This window comes from Streptacidiphilus alkalitolerans, from assembly GCF_042511045.1.
Lineage (GTDB): Bacteria > Actinomycetota > Actinomycetes > Streptomycetales > Streptomycetaceae > Streptacidiphilus > Streptacidiphilus alkalitolerans.
Genome location: NZ_JBHEZX010000001.1, coordinates 483,544 through 507,401 on the forward strand (window position 1 = coordinate 483,544; position 23,858 = coordinate 507,401).

Here is a 23,858-nt window from a genome sequence, read left to right on the forward strand (position 1 = left end):
TCAGCCCTCCCGGACGCCGCCGGGGCGCTTCTCCGGCGCGTGCGAGACCACCACGTCGGCGTAGTGCTGCCAGCCGAGGGAGGTGTAGAGCTGCCGGCCCTCGGTGCTGGCGATCAGCAGGCCGGTTTCCGCCCCTGCGGTCCTGGCCGCCTCGACCAGCAGGCTCATCAGCGCCCGGCCAAGGCCGCGGCGGCGGTGGGCGGGCACGGTCTCGATCCGGTCGGCGATCGCGTCGGCGCCGACCACCGCGACGGTGCCGCGGGCGGCCGGCTCGGACGAGTCGGGGTGGTGCAGCGTCACCGTGAGCACCGGCCCGTCCTGCCGCAGCTCGCTCCGGTAGGGCGCGGCGAGCGGGCAACTCGGGTGCTGAGCAAGGTCGCTGAGCATCAGTGACTCCGACCGCAGCAGCACCTGGAGGCCCGCCGCCTCGACGGTGGCGGCGACCCGGTCGGGGTGGTGGGTCGGCACGGTCAGCCAGCTGTACAGCGGATCCGCCGCGACATCCTCGGCCAGCCCGGCCACGGAGCCGGGATCCTGGTCCGCGTGCAGCGCGAGCACCTCGACCTCCCGACTGGGCTGCTCACACCTGATCCGCAGCCCGCCCTCGACCTCGTCCGCCGCAGCCAGCCCGCGCGCCGCGCTCCAGCCACGCTGCCAACGCCGAACCAACTCCTCCTCGATCACCATCCGCCGATTAGACCACGACGGCCGCGTGTGCCTCGGCTCCATTACTGCGGCGGCCAACGATGGCCGGCGTCATGCAGCTTGCTCAGGGCCCTCTGGTCATTGGACACCAGTACCTGGGCCAGCCGCGCTGCCGCGGCGACCACGGCGGACCAGCCCGGCGCGTCCAGGTAGACCTCGTCACGGGCGTCGGCACCGACCGCGTCCTGGACAGCGCCGTACGCAGCACCAAGACGCGCCATCAGCTCGACCTCCTCCTCGGTGCGAAGGGACTGTCCCAGCCAGGGCAGCGGATTGTCCGCATCGCAGAAGTCGTCGAAGAGCACGTGCACGGTGTGGTCGAGATCCTCGAACCGCCCTGGATCCAACCACACCTCGCGCTGCCAGGTCGGGCTGGCCAACGCCACGACCGCGGGCACGATATGGAGGCGGTAGTGGGGCAGGGCTGTCCCGTGATCGATCACGGGCCGAGACTACCTATCCGGAGGTCGGCCGGACAGTTCCGCTAGCCCGAGGTGGTGTCGAAGCGGAGGTGGGAGGTGATGCGGTAGCGGTCGCCGCGGTAGACGGCGTGGGCGAATTCGACGGTGCGGCCGGTGGTGTCCCTGGTGGTGCGTTCGACCTGGAGGATCGGGGCGTAGACCGGGATGTCCAGCAGGTCGGCCTGGTCCGGGTTGGCGACCGCGGGTTCCAGGGTCTGCACGGCGTCGCAGACGACGATCTCGAAGCGCTCGCGCAGCAGTCGGTAGAAGTTGCCGTCCTCCATGTCGTCCCTGGTCAGGTCCGGTACCAGCAACGCCGGGAGCTCCAGCCGTTCGATCGACATCGGCTCGTCGTCCACCAGCCGCAGCCGGACCACCCGGAGCACCGGTTCGTCCGGTTCGATCAGCAGCCGTGCCGCCCGCAGTCCGGCCTCGGCGGTACGGAACTCGACCACGCGGCTGGTCCACGCGCCCTCCGCCGGGGGGACGGCGAAGGCGGCGGAGGGGCCGTCGCTCAGTTCCTGGGTGACCTTCTCCGGGCTGGTGAAGGTACCGCGCCCCCACTGGCGCACCAGGTGGCCGCTGCCGATCAGTTCGTCGATGGCGGCGCGGATGGTGGGCCGGGACACCCCCAACTCCTCGGCGAGGTCCCGTTCGGAGGCGAGGCCGGTGCCGGGTCCCGCGTTCTCGATGACGTCGAGCAGGTGCTGCCGGACCCGGTCCCGCTTGGCGGTGGGACGTCGCGAGGCATCAGCAGTGTCGGCGGGATCGGTGGTGTCGGTGGTGGTCACCGCTGCATTCTCCCAGCGAGTTCGGGGCGCTCGGTCCACTCCACCGCCGCGGGACGGATGCCGAGCGCCCGCAGCCGTGCGTAGTGCGGCTGCAGCCGTCCCAGGAACTCGGTGTAGTCGCCGTTCCCGCTCCAGGCCACCTCGGCGAACGCGCAGAGCCGGGGGAACAGCAGGTAGTCGACATGCGCCGGGGTCGGCGCGAACTCGGTCCACAACTGCGCCTGCGCGCCCAGCACTCCGGGGCTGTCGCCGTCGGAGACCGGCAGGCCGCCGTCGAGCGGGTCGAAGGCGTGGATGTCGGCCAGGGTGACCCGGTAGCCCGGCTGCCCCGGCGGTTCCTCGGGGTGGTCGTGCTGCTGGTAGTCCAGGTAGGTGAAACGGTGCGGGGCCATGATCACCCGGTGTCCGCGCTGCACCGCCTCCGCGCCGTGGGCGGCGTCGCGCCACGGCAGCACGGTGATGTCCCGCGGCAGTGAGCCGACCGCGTGGCCGCTCTCGTCCCAGCAGATGCTGCGCCGGCCCCGGGTGGCGAGGAAGTCCCGCATCTCCTTGAGGAACCAACTGCGCAGCTCGGCCGGTTCGGCCAGCCCCAACTCCCTTGCCCGGTCCTGCGCGGCGGGGCTCCGCTCCCACTGCACGGTCGGGCACTCCTCCCCCCCGATGTGGATGTACTCGGAAGGGAACACCTGTCGCACCTGGTCCAGCACCTCCCGGCAGAGGTCGAGGGCCGCGTCGCTGACGCCGAGGATGTCCTCGCTGACGCCCCACCCGGTCCACACCGGCTGCGGGTGCTCCGGATGGTTGCCCAACTCCGGGTAGGCGGCCAGCAGGGCGCGGACATGCCCCGGCATCTCGATCTCGGGGACCACGGTGACGCCCCGGTCGGCGGCGTACTCGACCAGGTCGCGCAGTTCGCGCTGGGTGTAGTAACCCCCGTGCGGGACACCGTCGTAGCGGGTGCTGCCGGCGGGTCCGACCATCGACTCGGTGCGCCAGGCGCCGACCTCGGTGAGCCGGGGGTGTCCTTCGATCTCCATCCGCCAGCCCTGATCATCCGTCAGATGCAGGTGCAGCACGTTGAGTTTGTGGAAGGCGATCCGGTCGACCAGCTGGCGCAGGTACGGCAGCGGCATGAAGTGCCGGCAGACGTCGAGCATGAAGCCGCGCCAGGGCAGCAGCGGATGGTCCGTCAGAGTGAGTGCGGGCCAGTGGTGTTCGTCCTCCAGCAGCTGGCGGAGTGTCTGCACTCCATGGAACAGTCCGGCCGCGGTCGGCGCGGTGAGGGTCACCGATTCGGGGCGGACGGTGAGGGTGTACTGCTCCGGGCCGCCGGCCTGGTTCGGGACCAGGGCCAGCCGGATCGTCGACGTCGGCGCCGTCGTGTCCACGCCTGCGGTGTCGCCTCCGGTGTCGTCTCCGGTCTCGTTCTGGACGCCGAAGTACTCCCTGAGCAGCGCGGCTGGTCGTTCGGCGCCGGGGCCGACCGACAGCCGCACCCCCTGGTCGAGGGTGAAGCGGCCGGCGTGCCGCTCGACGGCGGCGGGGCGGGGGATGATCACTGTGGCCTTTCCGGGGCGGGGACACGGTTCAACGGTGGGGTGGCGTTCAACGCGGGTGACACGGGACGGATCAGCCCTTGACGGCCCCCGCGGTCATTCCGGCGACCAGCCGGCGCTGCACCAGCATGAAGAACACGATCACCGGGATCGCGAACAGGCTGGTGGCGGCGATCAGCCCGCCGTAGTCGGTGCCGACGGCGGTGCTGAAGGAGGCGAGCCAGACCGGGAGCGTGTACTTGGCCTGGTCGTCCATCATCACGTAGGCGTAGGTGTAGTCGTTCCAGGCGGTGATGAAGGCGAACACGCTGGTCGCCACCACCCCCGGCATCACCAGCGGCAGCAGGATCCGGCGGATGACGGTGAGCCTGCCGGCCCCGTCCACCATCGCCGCCTCCTCCAGTTCGACCGGGACGCCCTGCAGGAACCCGCGCAGCACCCAGATCGTCAGCGGCAGTACGAACGCGGTGTAGGTGAGCGACAGGCCGATCAGGGTGTTGAGCATGTGCAGGCTCTTCAGACCGAGGAACAGCGGGATGACCAGGGCCGGTTGCGGCACCATCTGCACCGCGAGCACGATGATCAGGAACCCGCGCCGTCCCAGGAAGCGGAACCGGGTCAGCGCGGTCGCCGCCAGGAAGGCCAGGCCGATGGCGACCACCACCACGCTGCAGGTGACCAGGGCGCTGTTGAGCAGGTCGGTGCCGAAGTGCGGGCGCCGCACGGCGGTGAAGAAGTTGCCCAGGGTGAACGGGAAGGGCAGGAAGTGCGGGGTGGAGCTGAGGATGTCGCCCTGCGGCTTGAACGCGGTGTTGAGCATCCAGTAGACCGGGAAGGCCCACACCGCGCAGAACAGCACCGCGCCGATGTTGAGCAGTCCGCGCCTGGCTCCGGTGGTCTGACGGCTCGTCACAGTTCTTCTCCCGACCGCACCAGACGGCGCACGTAGTAGACGGTCAGGCTGAGCAGCAGCAGGACCGAGACCACGGCGATGGCCGCGCCCTGCCCGTACGACTGGCCGGCGAACGCCTTGGTGAAGGACCAGATGCCCAGCGTGGTGGTGCCGTTGACCGGTCCTCCCTTGGTCATGATCCAGATCTGGTTGAAGACGTTGAAGTCCCAGATCACCGACATGATCCCGACCAGCAGCAGGATCGGCCGCAGGAACGGCACGGTGATCACCCGGAACCGGCTCCAGTAGCCGGCCCCGTCCAGTTCCGCCGCCTCGTAGTACTCGTCCGGGATCTGGGTCAGCCCGGCGTAGAGGGTCAGTGCCACGAACGGCACCGACTGCCACACCACCAGGGTCCAGACCACGCCGAAGGCCGAGAGCGACTGGGAGAGCCAGTTGTGCTGCTGGAAGTCGCCGAACACCCGGGCCTCGGTGAGCAGCCAGTTGACCACCCCGTAGGTGGGCTGGAACAGCCACTCCCAGACCAGCGTCGCCGCGACGTTGGGCACCGCCCAGGCCGCGATCAGCGACAGGGTGACGGCGGTGCGCAGCCCGGGTCCGAGGGCGCGCATCATCAGGGCCGTGAGCATCCCGATGACCAGCGTCCCGACCACCAGGGCCGCGCAGAACCCCACCGTGCGGACCAGGACCGGGACCAGTTGGTCGTCGTTCCAGACCGCCCGGTAGTTGGCCAGGCCGATCCACGGGGTGGTGCCGGTGAACAGGGCGCGCAGGCCGTAGTCCTGCAGCGAGATGATCACCAGCCGCACCAGCGGATAGCCGATCACCAGGGCCAGGATCAGCCCGGCCGGCGCCAGCAGGGCGTACGGCAGCGCGGAGCGGCCAGGCCGGCGCGGGACTCGTGGGCGTCCGGACGTCGACGCCGGGGTCGGCGCTTGAGCCGACGTGGGCATCGACGTCGACGTCGGCGTCGGTGCGGGTTCCGGGTTCAGCTCGGGTTCGAGCCCTGTGTCGGTCGCCATGGTCACTGGGTGGCGTTGAGCGCCTGGTCGAGGTGCGCGTCGAAGGCCTTGGCGGCGGCGGCCGGGGACTTGCGCCCGGTGGCGATGTCGGCCAGGAAGCTGTTGATCGAGTCGTCGGCCTCGATGGTGCCCCAGCCCGGGGTGGCCGGGGTGGCCACGCTGTTCTTGGCGGCGGTGAAGAAGGCCTGCGAGGTCGGCGGCAGGCTGGACACGGTCTGGTCCAGCAACTGGGTGGAGGCCGGGGTCCAGCCGTCGATGCCGACGATGGCGCTGGTCTGCACGGCGGTGCTGGTGGCGGCCTTGAGGTAGGCGAGGCCCAGGTCCTGGTTCTTGCTCTTGGCCGCGACGGCCAGGTCGGAGCCGCCGAGGAAGACCGGCTGGGTCTTGCCGGGGGTGGTGCTGGGGAACGGGAAGGTGCCGATCTGGTCCTTGATCGCCGGGTTGTCCTTGACCGCGGTGTTGATCGAGGTGACCACGATCGCCGAGGTCTTGCCCGAGGCGAACAGCGCGTTCTGGTCCGGGGTACGGTCGTTGACGTCGCGCGAGGACGCGGCCGAGTAGGTGTTCTGGAAGGTCTTCCAGGCCTGCAGGCCCTGCTGCGCGGCGGGCGAATCCAGTGCGCCGGTCCACTTGCCGCCGCTGTTGACGGCGATCTGGCCGCCGGCGTCCCAGACGAAGGGCAGCGCGCTGTACCAGTACTTGCCCGGCATGTTGATCGCCGAGAAGTCGGCGGCGTGGTTGGCCGCCTTGACCTTGTCCAGGTCGGCGGTGAACTCGGCGAAACTGGTGGGCGGCGCGGTGACCCCGGCCTTGGCCCAGATGGTCTTGTTGTAGACCACCGCCCGGTTCCCGGCGAACAGCGGTGCGGCGTAGACCTTGGAGTCGACGGTGGCCGGGCCGATCAGGCCGGGCAGCCAGGTCTGTCCCGCCGACATGTCCGGGACCTGGCTGGTGATGTCGGTGAGCCCGCCGCCGGCCGCGAACATCGGGACGTCGGTGTTGCCGATCTCCAGCACGTCCGGCGGGTTGTCCCCGGCCAGTGCGGTGGTCAGCTTGGTGTTGATGTTGTCCCACTCCTGGATCTGGACCTTCACCTGCGCCCCGGTGGCCTTGGTGAACGCCGCGTTGATCGCGGCCACGGCCTTGTCGGAGAGGTCCCCGTCCATGTACCAGACCGTCAGCGTCCTCGCCTTGGCGGAGCCGGCCGTGCCGGCCGATCCGGCCTTGGTCGCGCTGCCCCCGCCACTGCTACAGGCAGTGACAGTGCAGGCCAGTGCCAGTCCTACGGCGACTGCGGTCCAGGTACGTCTGTGCATGGCGTTCCTCCTCGACAGGGCGGGGTGCACGGTCGGATCGAACCGGCCCGCTGTGGTGTGGCCAGATGCTGGCACCTTACCTTTGGTCATGTCAATGGCTCCTGATGCAGGATCAGCGGATCGCCGACGAACCGTGCGATTGTTGTAAACATTGCCAACTGGCCTGCGGTAACTGAGTCCTTGACAAGAATCGGGCGGAGCCTCATCTTGGACCCCGACCGGCCTGAGACTTAACCGGTGGTTAGCTCTCTCGGAGTTGACCAACCGAATCCGGGTGCCACCGGCGTCCCGCAGGCCACGTCGATCCGATCGCGCCGGGCGCGGTCGCCCAGCCCCCTGGAGGCTGGGAGCCGCGTCCGGTGCCCGACGCAGCAGGTCACCGGCACCGCCGGGTCCACCTCCCCACGCTCACGGACCGTAGCTGCCGCTGCCCGCTGCCCTCTGCTCCACGACCCGCTGCTCCACGCCCCCAATGTCACGGCTAGGAGATCCCCCATGCATGCCTCGCAACGCCCAGCGCGCCCCACCCGCCGCAGGGCCGCCCTGATCGCCGCCCTCGGTCTGGTCGCCGGCGGCCTCACCACGGCCGGCCTGATCGGCACCGCCCAGGCGGCGGCACCGACCGTCGCGCTGCAGTACAAGACCACGACCGGTGGAGCCACGGCCGACGAGACCGAGCCCTGGTTCACCGTCAGCAACACCGGCAGTTCACCGCTGGCGCTGTCCCGGGTGGCGATCCGCTACTACTTCACCGCGGACGGCAGCTCGCCGTACCAGTTCTCCTGCGCCTGGGCGGTGGTGGGCTGCTCCAACGTCACCGGCCACGTGGTCGCCCTGGCCAGCCCGACCGCGACCGCGGACCACTACCTCGAGGTCGACTTCGGCTCCGGCGCGGGGACGCTCGCCCCCGGCGCCTCCACCCAGGACCTGCAACTCCGGCTGTGGCGGCAGGACTGGCAGTCGGTGAACCAGGCCGACGACTACTCGTTCAAGGCCGGGCAGACCAGCTACGGCCCGAACACCGCGGTGACCGTCTCGGTCGACGGCGCGATCGTCTCCGGCACCGCCCCGGGCGGCAACCCGACCGCCCCGCCGACCACCACGCCCCCGACCACCGCTCCGCCCACGACCACTCCCCCGACCTCGCCCCCGCCCACCTCGCCGCCACCGTCCGGCGCCGCGCTGTTCGACGACTTCCACTACACCGGCGCCAGCGACCCGAACATCGCCGCGCACGGCTGGGCCATCCGCACCGGCGCGGGCGGCCCGGGCGTCGCGGACACCTGGTCCGCCAGCACCTTCAGCTTCCCCAGCGACTCCACCGCGCAGGGCGGCAAGGTCATGGACCTCACCGCCAGCACGGACGGCACCAGCGCCGGCACCAAGCAGGCCGAGATCGACACCACCGGCAGGAAGTTCTTCGAGGGCACCTACGCCGCCCGGGTCTACTTCAACGACGCCCCGACCACCGGCCAGAACGGCGACCACGTCAACGAGACCTTCTACACCATCACCCCGGACGACTCCCTCTACAGCGAGGACGACTTCGAGTACCTGCCCAACGGCGGCTGGGGCGGCCCGGCCAACTCGATGTACACCACCAGCTGGTACAGCTCCGACGCCTTCGACCGGGTCACCAACGACACCATCGGCAGCCTCCAGGGCTGGCACACCCTGGTCGAGACGGTCTCCGGCGGGACGGTCACCTACTACATCGACGGCACCCAGGTCTTCTCCAGCAGCGGCAAGTACTACCCGCGGGAGAAGATGACCATCGACTTCAACGAGTGGTTCATCGACCTGCCCTTCAACGGCGCCCGCACCTGGGACGAGAAGGTCAACTGGGTCTACTACAGCACCAACACGCTCACCCCGGCAGCCGTGACCAGCGTGGTCAACGGCTACTACGCGGCCGGCACCCACTTCACCGACACCGTCCCGAACTGACCCTCCGTCAGTGGTGCGGCCCGGTAGCCTGACCGGCCTGGCCGGGCAGCACCACCCGTCCCGACTCCCTTGCCTGCAAAGCCCGTTGCCGCGCCGCCTCGTACAGCACGGCGGTGGCGGCGTTGGCCGCGTTCAGCGAACTCGCGCTGCCGGACATCGGGATGCTCAGCGTGCGGTCGCAGCGCTCGCGCCAGCCGGAGCTGAGCCCGGTGGTCTCATTGCCGATCAGCAGCAGCACCGGCCCGCCGGTGAAGTCGAAGTCGTAGAGCGCGGTCTCCCCGTGCTCATCGGTGCCGACCACGGTGACCGGACGGCCCGCCGCCCGCTCCCGGTCCAGCCAGACCTCCACCTCCCGCTGGGACGGCACCCGCACGGCGGGCAGGGCGAACAGCGAACCCGTGCTCGCCCGCACCGACTTGGGGTCGTAGACGTCGGCCGCGTGGCCGGTCACGATCAGCCCGTCCGCGCCGAAGGCGTCGGCCGAGCGGATGATCGACCCGATGTTGCCGGGGCTGGTCGGCCGGTCGAACAGCACCCCGAGGAAGCCGTCCCCGACCGTGATCCGGTCCAGGTCGTCCGCCGGGATCCCCACCACCGCGACCAGTTCCGGCGGCGTCTCGTTCTTCTCACCCAGCTCGGCCAGCAGTTCGGGCGCCATCGCCAGCCGCTCGACGCCGGTGCTGTCCCGCAGTAACTGGCCCGCCCAGTGCGACAGCGACCGCTCCGCGTCGTACAACAGCACCCGCACCGGCCAGCCGTGCTCCAGCGCCAGCGTGATCGGCCGGACCCCCTGCACCAGGAACTCCCGTGCCCGCGACCGCTTGTTACGGTTCGTCAGCAGCGCCTGCCACTGCTGGAACCGCGCGTTCCGCGCCGTCACCCGCTGCACTCCGCCCAACACACCCTCCCGGCGCTCCCCGCCCACGCTACCCCGCCGGGACCGCCGCTCCGGACCGCGGCCCGGTCGACATGGTGATTCCTCAGGCATACGGTCGGTGCTGGAACGTCACGCCTGACCAGCGCCCTCCGACCCTGAGGACTTCTTAGCCATGAAGTATGTGAAGCTCGGCTCGACCGGTCTCGATGTCTCCCGCATCTGCCTCGGCTGCATGAGCTACGGCGATCCCGCCAGGGGGAACCACTCGTGGAGCCTGGACGAGGAGCGGAGCCGGCCGTTCATCCGGCGGGCGATCGAGGCCGGGATCAACTTCTTCGACACCGCCAATGTGTACTCGGCCGGGAGCAGCGAGGAGATCGTCGGGCGGGCCCTGGCCGACTTCGGGCGGCGGGACGAGATCGTGCTGGCGACCAAGGTGCACGGGACGATGCGCCCGGGCCCGAACGGGGGCGGGCTGTCCCGCAAGGCGATCATGAGCGAGATCGACAACAGCCTGCGCCGCCTCGGCACCGACTACGTGGACCTCTACCAGATCCACCGCTGGGACGCCCGGACCCCGATCGAGGAGACCCTGGAAGCCCTGCACGATGTGGTGAAGGCCGGGAAGGCCCGCTACATCGGGGCGAGCTCGATGTACGCCTGGCAGTTCTCCAAGGCCCTCTACCTGGCCGAACGGCACGGCTGGACCCGCTTCACGACCATGCAGAACCACTACAACCTGCTGAACCGCGAGGAGGAGCGGGAGATGCTCCCGCTGTGCGCGGACCAGGGCATCGGCGTGATCCCGTGGAGCCCGCTGGCCCGCGGCCGGCTCACCCGCGACTGGGACGCCACCAGCGCCCGCAGCGAGACGGACGAGTTCGGCCGCACCCTGTACGGCGAGAACGACCGTCCCATCGTCGACGCCGTCACCCGGGTCGCCGAGGCCCGCGGCGTCACCCGGGCCCAGGTCGCACTGGCCTGGGTGCTGCACAATCCGGTCGTCACCTCCCCCATCGTCGGCGCGACCAAGCCGGAGCACCTCGAGGACGCCATCGCGGCGGAGTCGCTGACGCTGACGGAGGACGAGGTCAAGCAGCTGGAGCAGCCGTACGAGCCCCGCTCGGTGGTCGGATTCGCGTAGCTCTTGAGGCTTTGCCATTCCTTTGCAACCTGACGCCGGGCTGCCTCGTCTCTCCGCACGTTCACACCAGTGCCCGCCGCCACACGGTGACGGCGGGCCGAGGAGAGAGAAGCTGCTCCATGCGTCGAAACCCCCTGCTCCCCCTCGCCGTGGCCTGCGGCGCGCTGCTGCTCGCCGCGGCGCCCGCGGTCGCCGCCACCGCGACGCCGTCGGCCCGGCCCGCCCCGACGCCGACCGCCACCACCTCGGCCGCCCCGGCCCAGTCCGCCCGGCCGACCGCCGCGCCGGCCCGCGACGGCCAGGTCACCGCCGTGCCGCAGGGTGCGCCGGACACCGGCGTGCCGCCGGTCGCCGGCGGCGGAGGCAGTGACACCGCCGTCATCGGCGGCTCGGCGGCGGGCGCCGCGGCGCTCGGCGCGGTCGGTGCGGTCATGCTGCGCCGCAGGTCCAAGGTCCGGGGCTGACCCTTGCCAGGAGCAACCGAGGGAACCGGACGTCTGCTTCGGCCGCTGACCGTCCTGGTCGCCGCAGCCCTGCTGCTGGCCGGCTGCCGATCCAGTAGCGGAGGATCAACTTCCGCTACTGCGCCTCAGCCGGTCGTGAACGTGAACGCCGCGGCCCCGCCCAGCACGTCCGGCAGCGCGTCCGGGAACACGTCCCCGGCGAAGCCGCCGCGTCCGCTCGCCCGTTCCGTCCCGGTCCGGCTGGAGATCCCGGCCATCGGGGTGGACACCCCGGTGGTCAAGCTGGGGCTGGCGGCGGACGGAAGCGTGCAGGTGCCGCCGATCGAGGCGCACGCCCCGGCCGGCTGGTACCAGGGGTCGCCGACGCCCGGTCAGGTCGGTCCCTCGGTGATCCTGGCGCATGTGACCGTCGGCCAGTACGGGGACGGTGTGTTCCTGCACCTGTCCCGGCTCAGGCCGGGAGACCGCATCGTCGCCCGGCTGGCCGACGGGGCCTCGGCCGCGTTCACCGTGGACCGGGTGCAGACCGTCGCCAAGGCGCACTTCCCCACCAGCGCGGTGTACGGCGACGTCGACCGGCCCGAGCTGCGGCTCATCACCTGCGGCGGCCCCCGTAACAGCGACGGGAGCGGCTACCTCGACAATGTGGTGGTGTACGCCTCCCTTGCCGCCCCCGCCGCGGGGACCACGCATTGAGCAGGTCGAACGACAGCGACGCCTCCGAGCTGTTCGCCGCGCTCTATCCGCGCCTCGCGGGCTGGTGCCGCCGTCTGGTCGACGACGACGACACCGCCCACGAGGTCGCCTCCGAGGCGTTCACCCGCCTGTGGGCGCGCTGGACCAAGGTGGAGGAGCCGCGCGGATTCCTCTATGTCACGGCGGCCAACCTGGTCCGCGACCACTGGCGAAAGCTGGAGCGCGAGCGCCGGGCGATGCGCCGCGCCACCACGGAGGCGGTGGTCCGGCGGCAGGGCGAGGACCCGGACGGCAGCGTACGGCTGCTGGTGCAGTCCCTGCCCGAGCGGCTGCGCACGCCGGTCCTGCTCTACTACTACGCGGACCTGCCGGTCCGGGAGGTCTCGATGCTGATGCAACGGAACGAGAACACGGTGAAGGCCGATCTCCACGCGGCCAGGGAACTGCTGCGCGCCAGACTGGGAGGACGCCTTGATCGGACACGGTGACAGCCCCGACAGCCCCGACGGCAACGGCGGTCCGCACCGGCCCACGGACCTGTTCGACCTGTTCGACGAAGCGGACGGGCTCGACGACGAGCTGCTGGTCACGCTGCTGCGCCCGGGCGGCGAGACACCGCTGCCCGCGCGGCCCGGCTCGTTCGACCTCATTCGGCGCGGCGCGGTCAGGCGGCGCCGGGTACGGACCGCCCTCGGCGGCGGGCTGGCCCTCGCCGCCGCCGCGGCGATCGCGGCGCCGCTGCTGCTGTCCGGAACCCCGGCCAGCACGGTCCGGCCGGTGCCGCCACTGGCGCCGGCGGCGACCGGCGCCCCGGCCCCGTCGCACTCGGCGCAGGGCACCGTCCGCCCGACGCCGGGTCCGCTGCCGACCGTGAGCAGGGCCGGCCGGCCGACCCCGACCGCCACCCAGGTCCCGACCGCGACCGCGAGTGCGGCTCCGCGCACCACGGGCGGCGTGGCGGCACGCGACACCCGGCGCCCGACGCAGGACAGCAGCCCCGGCGCGACGCGCACCGCACCGTCCGCCACCCCGGGCATCCGCTAGCCGCGCTCGGACGCGCATCCGACGCACGTCCGCACCGGGCCGGTACGCGGCCCGGTGCGGATGTGCGCCGCTGGTGGCTGTCGGCTCAGCCGGTGCAGGTGACGCCGTTGAGGGTGAAGGAGCTCGGGGCCGCGGCATTGCCGGTGTGCGTGGCCTGGAACCCGATGCTGGTGCTGGCCCCGGCGGCCAGCGTGCCGTTGTAGCTCAGGTTGGTGGCGGTCACCCGGCCGGTGGACGGGGTGTAGCCGGCGTTCCAGCCGGAGGTGATGGTCTGGCCGCCGGCCAGGGTGAAGACCAGTGACCAGCCGTTGACCGCCGTGCTGCCGGTGTTGGTCACGGTGATGTTCTCGGTGAGGCCGGTGTTCCACGCGTTGACCGCGTCGGTCACCCGGCAGGAGCCGGCCGCGCCGGTGCTGGGCGGTGCGGTGGTCGGGGGCGTGGTGGTCGGCGGGGTCGTGGTGGGCGGAGTGGTCGTCGGCGGTGCGGTGCTGCTGCCGCCGAGCGCGGTGACGACCGCGTTGTACGCGGGCTTGGGCTGGTAGTTGTTGTCGTACATGGTCGCCGCGCCCTGGCCGGAGAAGGCGCCGGGGATCCAGGAGTCGGCGTCGCCGACGCCCCACTGGGAGACCCCCACGCAGCCGCTGACGGCCAGGCAGTCGTTGACCACGGTCGCGTAGTCACTCGCCTGCTGGGCCAGGTTGGCGCTGGTGGCGGGCAGTTGGATCCGGTCGTCCAGTTCGGTGACCGCGACGTTCACGCCCAGTGCGGCGAAGCGCTGCATGTTCGCCTGCATCGTCGAGGGGACCTGGCCGAGGATGAAGTGGCTCTCGAAGCCCACGCCGTCGATCGGCACGCCCTGCGACTTCAGCGACTGCACCAGGCTGTACATGCCGTTGCTCTTGGCCCCGGTGCCCTCGATGTTGTAGTCGTTGAGGTAGAGCTTGGCGGTGGGGTCGGCGGCGTGCGCCGTGCGCAGCGCGTCGGCGATGTAGCCGCTGCCCATCCCCTTGTAGAAGGCGTCCTGCTTGAGGCTGCCGTCCTCGTTGAAGGGCTCGTTGACCACGTCCCAGGCGTAGAGCTTGCCCTTGTAGTGGGTGACCTCGGTGGTGATGTGGCTCTCCATCGCGGCCTGCACCTGGTTGCTGGGCAGACTGCTCACCCAGGACGGCAACTGGCTGTCCCAGACCAGGTTGTGGCCGCGCACCCGCATGCCGTTCGCCTGGGCGTAGGAGAGGATCTGATCGCCGGGCCCGAAATTGTAAGTTCCATTCGAGGGCTCGGTGGTGTCCCACTTCATCTCGTTGCCCGGGGTGACCATGTCGAACTGGCTGCTGGCCACCGCGGTGAGCGCGGAGTTGCTCAGATTGCCCTGCGTCAGCGCGGTACCGAAGTAGATGCCCTTGGCCTCGGCCAGGGCTTTCAGGCTGGTACCGGCCGCGCCGGCCTGCGCGCTCAGGCCGGTGACCAGGAGTGCTCCGGCCGCGAGAGCGGCAGCTCCGGCGAGCAGGCCCTTCCGGGCACGGCCGGGGGCGCCCCGGCGGGTACGGCGTGGGTCGATTGACACCGTGGTTGTCCTTTCCTCAGGGTGGATGCGGAAGGCGGACGTGCGGTGGTGCGGGCGCGGCGACAGGACCCCGCATGGGCATGACAATGCCTGGGGCAGCTACTCCGAAAGTTTCGATCGGACTGTCGAACGCCAGCGGTGACCCTAGGCCGGACGCGACGGGTCGTCAACACTCCGCACGGCGACAGCTGCACGGAGTGATCACCCGGAGCCCGGAGCCCGCCCCTCGCCCCCGGGTCCTCGCTCCCGGGTCCTCGCTCCCGGGCCCCGCTACCCCGCGGTCTGCGGCGGGGCGGTGCTGCTGCGCACGACCAGGCTGGTGGCCAGGTCCACCCGGAGCGTGCTGGGCCGGTTGCCCCGGGCCAGGTCGATCACCATCCGCGCGGCCACCTCGGCCATCTCGGTCAGCGGCTGGCGCACCGTGGTCAGCGGCGGTCCGACCCAGCGGGCCAGCGGGAGGTCGTCGAAACCGACCACGCTCAGCTCCTCGGGAATGCGGAGCCCCTGCTCACGGGCCGCCTCGTACAGGCCGAGGGCCTGCAGGTCGTTGCCGGTGAACACGGCGGTCGGACGGTCGCGCATCCGCAGCAGCTCCAGGCCGGCCGTGTATCCGGCCTCGTGGTGGAAGTCTCCCTCGCGGACCAGCCCGGGATCGAAGACGATCCCGGCCGTCTCCAGCGCGGCCCGGTAGCCGTCGACCCGGGCCCGGCTGCACATCATCTTGCTGGGACCGGCGATCACCGCGATCCGGCGGTGGCCGAGTTCCAGCAGGTGCCGGGTGGCGGCCAGGCCGCCGTGCCAGTTGGTGGCGCCCACCGCGGGCACGTCCTCCCCCGGGTCGCCGGCCGGGTCCATCACCACGAACGGGATATTACGGCTCGTCAACTGTGTCTGCTGGGTGCGGTCCAGGCCCGAGAGCACGAGCACCACCCCGGTCGGACGCCGGGCCAGCACCCCCTCCATCCAGGACTGCCCGAGGCTCAGCCGTCCCGAGGACTCGGAGAGCACCACGGTCAGCCCCTCCTCGCGGACCACGTTCTCGACGCCGCGGATGACCTCCATCGCCCAGGAGCTCTCCAGCTCGTGGAAGACCAGTTCGAGCAGTTGCGTGGACTGGTTGCCGCGGCGGCGCTGATAGCCGTGCCGGCGCAGCAGCTCCTCGATCCGCTCCCGGGTCGCGGGTGCCACATCGGCCCGTCCGTTCAGCACTTTCGAAACGGTCGGCGCCGAAACTCCCGCCTCGCGTGCGATCTCGGCCAACGTCGCAGCCACTGTCACCGGGTCCTCCTCTGTCGATCGTGCCTGCGGATTCCTTGCCACCGAAGAGCTCACGGCACGGATGGTAGCCCCTTGACCAGGGTGCCGGGTCGAGAGACCGGGCGGTCCAGCCCCTTGACGCCCCCCGGGGGCGCACCTAGATTTCCCCACGACATTCGGCAATATCTCCGAAACAATCGATCGAGGCAGACCATGAGACCCCTTCTGTCCGCTGTCCGTCATGGCGCGTCCCGCAACAGACTCGGCGCGATCGCCGCGGCGTCCGCACTCGTGATGGCCATGACCGCCGCGTGCGGGTCCAGCGGCGGCACCACGTCCGCCTCGGACTCCGGGACGATCCACGTCCTGGTCTACGGCGACGCAGGCAACACCGTGGAGAAGCAGATCGTCAACACCTTCAACAAGACCTCCAAGGTCAAGGCGGTGCTGGACACCATCCCCGGCGCCGACTACCAGACCAAGCTGCAGACGATCATCAACACCCCGCAGGCCCCCGACGTCTTCTTCAACTGGGGCGGCGGCAGCATCGCGCCCTTCGTCAAGGCCGGCCTCCTGCTGCCGCTGGACGACTTCATCGCCAAGGACCCGGCGCTGAAGGCCAACTTCCTGCCGTCGGTGTTCAACACCGCGGTGATCGACGGCAAGTCCTACGGCGTCCCGATGCGCGGCACCCAGCCGGTGCTGCTGTTCTCCAACAAGAAGGTCCTCGCCGCCGACGGCGTCACCCCGCCCACCACCTGGGACGAGCTGCTCGCCGATGTGACCAAGCTGAAGGCCAAGGGCGTCACCCCGATCGCGCTCGGCGGCGGCGACCAGTGGCCCACGCTGATGTGGTTCGAGTACGTCTTCGACCGGATCGCCGGCCCGGACGTGTTCCAGAAGGCCCTGAACGGCGACACCAGCGCCTGGGCCAGTGACGGCAGCAAGAAGGCGCTCAGCACCCTCAAGCAGCTGATCGACGCGGGCGCCTTCGGCAGCAACTTCGACTCGGTGAAGTTCACCGACGGCGGCTCCCCCGCGCTGCTGGCCAAGGGCAAGGCGGCCTTCGAGCTGATGGGCTCGTGGGAGTACTCCACCCAGCAGTCCAACAGCCCCGACTTCGCCAAGACCGACCTGGGCTACAGCGCCTTCCCGAGCATCGCCGGCGGCCAGGGCGACCCCAACGACATCGTCGGCAACACCAACAACTTCTACTCGGTGCTGAAGAAGACCAAGCACCCCGACGCGGTCGCCGCCTTCCTCAAGCTCATGTACTCGGACGAGTTCGTGAAGGCCCAGCTGGCCATCGGCAACCTGCCGACCACCACCAACACCCAGCAGTTCCTGTCCACCTCGGCCAGCCCGGACTACTCGAACTTCCAGTACAACCTGGTCAAGCAGGCGCCGTCGTTCCAGCTCTCCTGGGACCAGGCCTACCCGCCGGCCGCCACCACCGCGATGCACACCGCCGTCCAGGAGTTCTTCGACGGCAAGCTCGACGCGGACGGCTTCATCAAGGCCATGCAGGGCCTGCCCACCTCGTGAGTTCGGATGCAGACATGACCAGCACCGCCACCGCCGTCCCCGCCGCGGCGTCCCGCCGCCGCGCGGCCCGGAGCGGCATCGGGGTCACCCGCCCAGGCCTGGCCTGGGCGGTACCCGCCACCCTCTTCTTCACCCTCTTCGCGATCGTCCCGCTCGTCCTGGTCGCCGTGCTCTCCTTCACCACCTGGAACGGGCTCGGCACACCGCAGTACAGCGGCCTGTCCAACTGGACCGCGCTGCTGCACGACCCGGTCATGATCAAGAGCCTGTGGCTCAGCCTGCTGCTCACCGCTCTCGGCGTGGCGATCCAGACCCCGATCAGCATCCTGCTCGGGGTCTGGGCGGCCGGGCACCAGCGCAACCGCGCGGTGCTGTCCGCGATCTACTTCGTTCCGCTGCTGCTGTCGGCGACCGCGGTCTCGGTGCTGTGGCGGGCGCTGCTCGACCCCAACTTCGGGGTTCCCTCCGAGGCGAGCTGGCTGTTCGGCGACGGCAACCTGTTCGGCTCGCAGAGCTCGGCGATCGGCGTGCTGGCCTTCGTCGGCGCCTGGCAGTGGACGCCGCTGCACACCCTGATCTACCAGGGCGGCGCCCGCGGCATCCCGCAGGTGCTCTACCAGGCCGCGTCCATCGACGGGGCCGGCACGGTCCGGCAGTTCTTCCACATCACCCTGCCGCAGCTGCGCAACACCATCATCACCTCGATGATCCTGATGGTGGTCGGCGGGCTGACCACCTTCGACACCGTGCTGATCCTGACCCAGGGCGGCCCGGGTACGGACACCACCATCAGCGCCTACTACATGTACCAACAGGCCTTCAAGGGCTTCGACTTCGGCGGCGCCTCGGCCATCGCCCTGGTGCTCGTGGTGATCTCCACCCTGATCTCACTGGTCGTGGTCCGGCTGTCCGGCTACGACAAGATGCGCAGCACGGCGGAGGGACTCTGATGCGCCGACGTCCCAACTACCTGGCCGGGTTCGGCTCGCTGGTCTGGCTGGTCCTGGTCGGCTTCCCGCTGTACGTGCTGCTGATCACCACCGTGCGGACCCAGTCCGACTACTCGACCGGCGGGCCGCTCTCCTTCCCTTCGCAGTTCACCCTGCAGAACTACTTCGACGACTTCTCCAACGGTTTCGGGCAGGACTTCCTCAACACCCTGATCGTCACCGCCTGCGTGGTGGGCATCGTGCTGCTGCTGGTGCCGCCGCTGGCCTACGCCATCGTCAGAAGCCGCAACCGCAGCATGACCGGCATCTTCCGGACCTTCCTGCTCGGCCTCGCCATCCCGGCGCAGGCCGTGATCGTGCCGATGTTCTACGTCATCAGCAAGGCCGGGCTCTACGACAACCTGGTCGGCATCATCCTTCCGACCGCCGCCTTCTGCCTTCCCATCTGCACCCTGATCCTGACCGGCGCGATGCGGGACATCACCTCGGAGCTCTACGAGGCGATGGCCGTGGACGGGGCCGCCCCCTGGCGGGTGTTCCTGCAACTGGTGCTGCCGCTGTCCAAGGGCGGGATCTCCACCGTGGTGGTGTTCTCCGCGCTGCAGGCCTGGAACGGCTTCCTCTTCCCGCTGGTACTGACCCAGTCCGACTCGACCAAGGTGATCACCCTGGGCCTCTACAACTTCCAGACCGAGCACGGCGTGGACGCTCCCGGGCTGCTCAGCGCCGTCGTCCTGTCCATGCTGCCGATCCTGATCGTCTACCTGTTCGCCCGGAGGACCCTGGTCCAGGGCCTGATGGGGGTCGGCGGAAAGTGAGGACAGAACCGATGACCCCGCTCTGGCAGGACACCACACTCGACGCCGACGCCCGGGCCGACGCCCTGATCCGGGCGATGACCCTGCCGGAGAAGACCGCCCAACTGGTCGGCGTCTGGGTGGGCGCCTCCGACGAGGGCGGCGAAGTCGCGCCGCACCAGCACGACTTGGAGGAACCGGTCGACCTGGACGCCCTACTGCCGTACGGGCTCGGCCAGTTGACCCGTCCGTTCGGCACCGTCCCGGTCGACCCCGCGCTCGGCGCGCTGTCGCTGCTGCGCACCCAGCGCCGGATCGTGGAAGCCAACCGCTTCGGCATCCCGGCGCTGGCGCACGAGGAGTGCCTGGCCGGCTTCGCCGCCTGGGGCGCCACCGCCTACCCGGTCCCGCTGTCCTGGGGCGCGACCTTCAATCCGGACCTGGTCCGCTCGATGGCGGCGGCGATCGGCCGGGACATGCGCTCGGTCGGCGTCCACCAGGGCCTCGCCCCGGTGCTGGACGTGGTCAGGGACGCCCGCTGGGGCCGGGTCGAGGAGACCATCGGCGAGGACCCGTACCTGGTCGGCACCGTGGCCACCGCCTATGTGCAGGGCCTGGAGTCGGCCGGGATCATCGCCACGCTCAAGCACTTCGCCGGGTACTCGGCGTCCCGGGCCGGCCGCAATCTGGCCCCGGTCAGCATGGGGCCGCGGGAACGCGCCGACGTGATCCTGCCGCCGTTCGAGATGGCGCTGCGCGAGGGCCGCCCACGGTCGGTGATGCATGCCTACACCGACACCGACGGGCTCCCCTCGGCGGCGGACCCGGACCTGCTCACCGGGCTGCTCCGGGACACCTGGGGCTTCACCGGCACGGTGGTGGCCGACTACTTCGGCATCGCCTTCCTGAAGCTGCTGCACGGCGTGGCCGGGGACTGGTCCGAGGCCGCCGCACTGGCCCTGGCCAGCGGCGTCGACGTGGAACTGCCCACGGTGAAGACCTTCGGGCAGCCGCTGCTCGACGCCGTCGCCGCAGGCACCGTACCGGAGCAGCTGATCGACCGGGCGCTGCGCCGGGTGCTGGTGCAGAAGGCCCAACTCGGTCTGCTCGACCCGGACTGGGACCCGGTGCCGACCGCGCTGGCCGGTCGGGACCCGGAGCACCTGGAGGATCCGGAGGCACTGCGGGGCAGCATCGACCTCGACCGCGCCGGGAACCGGGCGCTGGCCCGGGAACTCGCCGAACAGGCCGTGGTGCTGCTGCGCAACGACGGCACCCTGCCGCTGACGAACCGTCAGCGGATCGCCCTGATCGGCCCCAACGCGGACACCGTGCGCGCCCTGCTCGGCTGCTACGCCTTCCCGGTCCATGTCGGCGACCAGCATCCCGATGTCCCGCTCGGCATAGAACTGCCGACGCTGGCCAAGGAGTTGGCTGCCGCGTTGGCCGACAGCGAGCTGGTCGCGGTGGCGGGGGCCGCAGTCGACGGGACCGACACCTCCGGCTTCGCCGAGGCGGTGGAACTCGCCCGCGGCGCCGACGTCGTGGTGCTCGCCCTGGGCGACCGCGCCGGGCTCTTCGGCCGGGGCACCAGCGGCGAGGGCTGCGACGTCGAACTGCTCGAACTACCGGGCGTGCAGCAGCAGTTGCTCGACGCCCTGCTCGACGTCGGGACGCCGGTGGTGGTCACCCTGCTGGCCGGCCGACCCTACGCCCTCGGCCGGGCGGTGCACGAGGCGGCCGGCATCGTGCAGTCCTTCTTCCCGGGCGAGGAGGGTGCCCGGGCCGTCGCCGGGGTGCTCAGCGGACGGGTCAACCCGTCCGGGAAGCTGCCGGTCAGCGTCCCGGGTCGACCCGGAGTGCAGCCGTCCAGCTATCTGGCGGCCCGACTGGCCCAGGCGGGCGAGGTGTCCAGCACCGATCCCACCGCGGCCTACGGCTTCGGCCACGGCCTGAGCTACACCAGCTTCGACTGGTCCGGCCTCCGGGTGGAGCAGGGCAGCACCGGCACCGACGGCGAGTTCCGGTTCGAATTCACCCTGGGCAACAGCGGCGACCGGGAGGGGAGCGAGGTCGTGCAGCTCTATCTGCACGACCCGGTGGCCTCGGTGGTGCAGCCGGTGCAGCGGCTGATCGGCTACCGGCGGATCCGGCTGGCGCCGGGCGAGCAGGCGCGGGTCCGGGTCACCGTTCCGGCCGACCTCGCCTCCTTCACCGGACGCGAGGGCCACCGCATCGTCGAACCCGGGGCGCTGGAACTCGGCATCGCCGCCTCCAGCACCGACACCCGGCTGAGCGTCCCGCTCACGCTCACCGGTCCGGTCCGGGCGGTCGACCACACCCGTCGGCTGCACGCGACCGTCATCGTGGATTGAGGGGTCCACGACCCGCCCGGCACAGCCGAGTCTCCGGCTGTGCCGGGCGCGGGGCGGTCAGGCCTGGCCGGTCTCGAAGCGGCTGACCCTGCCGCCGTCGACGGTGAACCGCCAGGCGGTGCGCATCTCGCCCCAGGTGTCATTGCGGTAGTCGGCGACCAGGGCCTGCCCGCCGGCGGATTCGGTCTGCACCTCGATGTGCCCGTGGACGGAGAAGATCTCACGGTCGATCCACTCGGCGAGGTCGCGGTCCGTCCCGTCGTCCGACATGGTCGCGTCCGAAGTGAGCAGGGCGAGGAAGGCCGCCCGGTCATTGGCGTTGATCGCCGCCACCAGCGCACGGACAGTCGGGTCGGAGAGCTTGTCGGTGGCGATGGTCATCTGCGGGCTCCTGGGGCGATGTCGTGCACGGCCACTGGTCGGACAACATCGTCGCAGGCAGGCGTCCGGCCCACGCGGAACCCGAACCGGCGCGTCGCACGGTCGGTAACCTGGCGCGGTGAAGACCGACACCCCCCTGTCGCAGGCCCTGGCCGACACCGTCAACCCGCCGCTGCTGCCGCTGCCCGAGCAGGTCGCAGTGCTGCTGTCGGAGCTGGACAGTCCACCGCGGCTCGCGGCCCATCTGCGCGCGGTCCACGATGTCGCGCACCAGTTGGTCGACTGGGTGGAACAGCACCACCCCGGTGTGGTCCTCGACCGTGACGCGGTGCTCTTCGGAGCGGCGACGCACGACATCGGGAAGACGGTGCACCGCGGCGAGCTCTCCGACCCCGGTTCGGCGCACGAGGAGGCGGGGGAGGCCCTGCTGCTGGAGCACGGCTTCAGCCCTGAGCTGGCGCGCTTCGCCGCGACCCATGCGTCCTGGTCCGCACCGGGCGTCGGCCCGAACGACCTGCTGGTCAGCCTCGCCGACAAGGTCTGGAAGAACAAGCGGGTCCCCGAACTGGAGGACCTGGTCGTGGCCCAACTGGCCGGGGCAAGCGGAAAGCCGATGTGGGAGGAGTTCCTCGCCCTCGACGAGTTGCTCTCCCACATCGGCGACGGGGCCGACCAGCGGCTGGCGTTCCAGGCGTCCTTCCCGATCGACGCCTGAAGGACCGTCAGCGCTCGGCGTACTCCGCCCGGGCGGCCGGGGCGGCCGGGGCGGAGGCCGGGGCCGGCTCGCGCACCGCGGGCACATTGCCGGCCACCAGCACCGACGACCGGGCCCCGCGCCGCGGAACGGCCAGGCCCAGCAGCGCGACCGCGGCCAGCGCCATCACCGCCACGCCGTACTCCCGGGTCGTCGGCAGCAGGCCGCCGCCGTGCACCACCAGGAAGCCGCCGATCACCGCGGGCAGGCCCATGGCCAGGTAGGACACCACATAGATGGTCGACAGCAGCCCGGACCGCTCGTGCGGCGCGGCCAGCGGGACCACGGTGCGGATCGCGCCCTGGAAGCCGCCGCCGAAGCCGGCCCCGGCCACGGCCGTCCCGAGGAAGAATCCGGCCGCCGAGCCGTGGTCGACCGAGAGCAGGGTGGCACCCACGCCGACGATCAGCGCCACCGTGCCGAACAGCATCACCCGTCCCGGCGCGGCCTTGCGCAGCAGCAGTACGGTCACCGCGCCGCTTCCGGCCAGGACGAACAGGGCCAGGCCGCCCAGCAGCAGCGAGTTCGAGCCGAGCACGCTGCGCACCACCGCGGGGATGACCGAGCCGTAGAGCCCGGCCAGGGCCCAGACCGCGACCAGCACCGGCGCCGCCAGCAGCAGCGGTCCGCGGGCCGCCTTCGGGACGCCGAAGCGGGGGCGCAGCGAGGCGAGCGCGCCGGGCTTGGGCGCCGAGGTCTCCCGCATCAGCGCCACTCCGACGCCCTGGAGCACAAACACCGCGAGGATGGCCAGATAGACCAGGTGGGTCGGGGCCGGCAGGTACTGGACCAGCAGTCCGGAGGCGAGCGCGCCGGTGGCGGTGCCGGTCATCGGGGCGACGGCGTTGGCCAGGGTGCCCTTGACCTTGTCCAGGTCGAGCATCCCGGCGCCCACCGCGCCGACCGCCGCGCCGGTCGACAGGCCCTGGACCACCCGCGCGATCAGCAGTTCGTCGACCCCGCCTGCCGTGGTCAGCACGATCATGGCGACGGCCTGCAGCGCGATCGCGGTGAGCAGGACCGGACGCCGCCCGATGTGGTCGGAGAGCGATCCGACGGTGAGTAGCGCGGCGAGCACGGCCAGGGCGTAGACCCCGAAGACCACGGTGGTGGTGATCGGCGAGAAGCCCCATTCGCCCTGGTAGACGGCATAGAGCGGGGTCGGCGCACTGGAGGCGGCGAGGAAGGCCACCACGATCGACGCCTGGAGGTAGAAGGCCACACCTGAGGGGAGCCGCCGGCTTCGGCGGACGAAGGGGTCGGTGACGGGGAAGGTCGGCACGGAGGACATCGGAGGGC

General features: G+C 70.9%; 23 protein-coding genes. 11 read left to right on the forward strand and 12 right to left on the reverse strand.

Annotated elements, in window-relative coordinates; all coding sequences use genetic code 11:
• The 7 genes from ACEZDG_RS02175 to ACEZDG_RS02205 all read right to left on the reverse strand — a co-directional run bounded on the left by ACEZDG_RS02175 (position 1) and on the right by ACEZDG_RS02205 (position 6,764).
• Positions 1-687 (reverse strand): GNAT family N-acetyltransferase, encoded by a 687-nt coding sequence (locus tag ACEZDG_RS02175; protein ID WP_380501584.1) that lies wholly within the window; start codon positions 685-687, stop codon positions 1-3.
• A gap of 41 nt (positions 688-728) precedes the next feature.
• Positions 729-1,148: an SCO4402 family protein gene (locus tag ACEZDG_RS02180; RefSeq protein WP_380501586.1), complete on the reverse strand. Its 420-nt coding sequence runs from the start codon at positions 1,146-1,148 to the stop codon at positions 729-731.
• A 41-nt stretch (positions 1,149-1,189) separates the two neighbouring features.
• Positions 1,190-1,957 carry a GntR family transcriptional regulator gene (locus ACEZDG_RS02185; protein WP_380501588.1) on the reverse strand — a complete coding sequence of 256 codons (768 nt, stop codon included), beginning with the start codon at positions 1,955-1,957 and terminating at the stop codon, positions 1,190-1,192.
• The gene (locus tag ACEZDG_RS02190) at positions 1,954-3,516 is read right to left on the reverse strand and encodes a beta-N-acetylhexosaminidase (RefSeq protein WP_380501590.1); all 1,563 of its coding nucleotides are present in this window, start codon (positions 3,514-3,516) and stop codon (positions 1,954-1,956) included. The genes ACEZDG_RS02185 and ACEZDG_RS02190 overlap by 4 nt, the downstream gene beginning before the upstream one ends.
• A 70-nt stretch (positions 3,517-3,586) precedes the next feature.
• On the reverse strand, positions 3,587-4,426 hold the full coding sequence (locus ACEZDG_RS02195; protein ID WP_380501592.1) for a carbohydrate ABC transporter permease: 840 nt from the start codon (positions 4,424-4,426) through the stop codon (positions 3,587-3,589).
• Positions 4,423-5,448 carry a carbohydrate ABC transporter permease gene (locus ACEZDG_RS02200; RefSeq protein WP_380501594.1) on the reverse strand — a complete coding sequence of 342 codons (1,026 nt, stop codon included), beginning with the start codon at positions 5,446-5,448 and terminating at the stop codon, positions 4,423-4,425. The genes ACEZDG_RS02195 and ACEZDG_RS02200 overlap by 4 nt, the downstream gene beginning before the upstream one ends.
• Positions 5,449-5,450: 2 nt before the next feature.
• Positions 5,451-6,764 (reverse strand): extracellular solute-binding protein, encoded by a 1,314-nt coding sequence (locus ACEZDG_RS02205; protein ID WP_380501596.1) that lies wholly within the window; start codon positions 6,762-6,764, stop codon positions 5,451-5,453.
• 495 nt (positions 6,765-7,259) lie between these two features.
• Between ACEZDG_RS02205 and ACEZDG_RS02210 the strand changes: the two genes are divergently transcribed.
• A complete protein-coding gene (locus tag ACEZDG_RS02210; RefSeq protein WP_380501598.1) occupies positions 7,260-8,711 on the forward strand; it encodes a cellulose binding domain-containing protein in 1,452 nt (483 codons plus the stop codon).
• Between the two features lie 7 nt (positions 8,712-8,718).
• Here the strand turns inward: ACEZDG_RS02210 and ACEZDG_RS02215 are convergent, their stop codons facing one another.
• Positions 8,719-9,609 (reverse strand): TrmH family RNA methyltransferase, encoded by an 891-nt coding sequence (locus tag ACEZDG_RS02215; protein ID WP_380501600.1) that lies wholly within the window; start codon positions 9,607-9,609, stop codon positions 8,719-8,721.
• A 151-nt stretch (positions 9,610-9,760) separates the two neighbouring features.
• Here ACEZDG_RS02215 and ACEZDG_RS02220 point away from each other — a divergent pair, with 151 nt between their 5' ends.
• The 5 genes from ACEZDG_RS02220 (at position 9,761) to ACEZDG_RS02240 (ending at position 12,936) form a co-directional block, all read left to right on the forward strand.
• Positions 9,761-10,732 (forward strand): aldo/keto reductase, encoded by a 972-nt coding sequence (locus ACEZDG_RS02220; protein WP_380501602.1) that lies wholly within the window; start codon positions 9,761-9,763, stop codon positions 10,730-10,732.
• A 119-nt stretch (positions 10,733-10,851) separates the two neighbouring features.
• A complete protein-coding gene (locus ACEZDG_RS02225; RefSeq protein WP_380501604.1) occupies positions 10,852-11,196 on the forward strand; it encodes a sortase-dependent protein in 345 nt (114 codons plus the stop codon).
• A 45-nt stretch (positions 11,197-11,241) separates the two neighbouring features.
• A complete protein-coding gene (locus ACEZDG_RS02230; protein WP_380502224.1) occupies positions 11,242-11,892 on the forward strand; it encodes a class F sortase in 651 nt (216 codons plus the stop codon).
• On the forward strand, positions 11,889-12,380 hold the full coding sequence (locus ACEZDG_RS02235; RefSeq protein ID WP_380501606.1) for an RNA polymerase sigma factor: 492 nt from the start codon (positions 11,889-11,891) through the stop codon (positions 12,378-12,380). Before ACEZDG_RS02230 ends, ACEZDG_RS02235 begins: the two co-directional genes overlap by 4 nt.
• Positions 12,364-12,936 carry a hypothetical protein gene (locus ACEZDG_RS02240; RefSeq protein WP_380501608.1) on the forward strand — a complete coding sequence of 191 codons (573 nt, stop codon included), beginning with the start codon at positions 12,364-12,366 and terminating at the stop codon, positions 12,934-12,936. Before ACEZDG_RS02235 ends, ACEZDG_RS02240 begins: the two co-directional genes overlap by 17 nt.
• A gap of 85 nt (positions 12,937-13,021) precedes the next feature.
• Here ACEZDG_RS02240 and ACEZDG_RS02245 read toward each other — a convergent pair whose 3' ends face one another.
• The gene (locus ACEZDG_RS02245) at positions 13,022-14,494 is read right to left on the reverse strand and encodes an endo-1,4-beta-xylanase (protein WP_415860276.1); all 1,473 of its coding nucleotides are present in this window, start codon (positions 14,492-14,494) and stop codon (positions 13,022-13,024) included.
• A gap of 276 nt (positions 14,495-14,770) precedes the next feature.
• Positions 14,771-15,820: a LacI family DNA-binding transcriptional regulator gene (locus tag ACEZDG_RS02250; protein ID WP_380502226.1), complete on the reverse strand. Its 1,050-nt coding sequence runs from the start codon at positions 15,818-15,820 to the stop codon at positions 14,771-14,773.
• Between the two features lie 231 nt (positions 15,821-16,051).
• Between ACEZDG_RS02250 and ACEZDG_RS02255 the strand changes: the two genes are divergently transcribed.
• Genes ACEZDG_RS02255 through ACEZDG_RS02270 form a run of 4 tightly spaced genes read left to right on the forward strand, consistent with a single transcriptional unit; the run spans position 16,052 to position 21,424 of the window.
• A complete protein-coding gene (locus ACEZDG_RS02255; protein ID WP_380502228.1) occupies positions 16,052-17,302 on the forward strand; it encodes an ABC transporter substrate-binding protein in 1,251 nt (416 codons plus the stop codon).
• A 14-nt stretch (positions 17,303-17,316) separates the two neighbouring features.
• Positions 17,317-18,252 carry a carbohydrate ABC transporter permease gene (locus tag ACEZDG_RS02260; RefSeq protein WP_380501612.1) on the forward strand — a complete coding sequence of 312 codons (936 nt, stop codon included), beginning with the start codon at positions 17,317-17,319 and terminating at the stop codon, positions 18,250-18,252.
• Positions 18,252-19,070, forward strand: coding sequence for a carbohydrate ABC transporter permease (locus ACEZDG_RS02265; RefSeq protein WP_380501615.1), 819 nt, complete (start codon positions 18,252-18,254; stop codon positions 19,068-19,070). The genes ACEZDG_RS02260 and ACEZDG_RS02265 overlap by 1 nt, the downstream gene beginning before the upstream one ends.
• Positions 19,071-19,081: 11 nt before the next feature.
• Positions 19,082-21,424, forward strand: coding sequence for a beta-xylosidase/alpha-l-arabinosidase (locus ACEZDG_RS02270; protein WP_380501616.1), 2,343 nt, complete (start codon positions 19,082-19,084; stop codon positions 21,422-21,424).
• A gap of 57 nt (positions 21,425-21,481) precedes the next feature.
• On the opposite strand, the gene ACEZDG_RS02275 is transcribed toward ACEZDG_RS02270, so the two are convergent.
• Positions 21,482-21,805 (reverse strand): nuclear transport factor 2 family protein, encoded by a 324-nt coding sequence (locus ACEZDG_RS02275; protein WP_380501617.1) that lies wholly within the window; start codon positions 21,803-21,805, stop codon positions 21,482-21,484.
• Positions 21,806-21,923: 118 nt separating this feature from the next.
• On the opposite strand from ACEZDG_RS02275, the gene ACEZDG_RS02280 reads away from it, so the two are divergent.
• Positions 21,924-22,520, forward strand: a complete 597-nt coding sequence (locus tag ACEZDG_RS02280) for an HD domain-containing protein (protein WP_380501619.1) — start codon at positions 21,924-21,926, stop codon at positions 22,518-22,520.
• A gap of 7 nt (positions 22,521-22,527) precedes the next feature.
• On the opposite strand, the gene ACEZDG_RS02285 is transcribed toward ACEZDG_RS02280, so the two are convergent.
• A complete protein-coding gene (locus ACEZDG_RS02285; protein ID WP_380501621.1) occupies positions 22,528-23,850 on the reverse strand; it encodes an MFS transporter in 1,323 nt (440 codons plus the stop codon).
• Between the last annotated feature and the right edge of the window lie 8 nt (positions 23,851-23,858).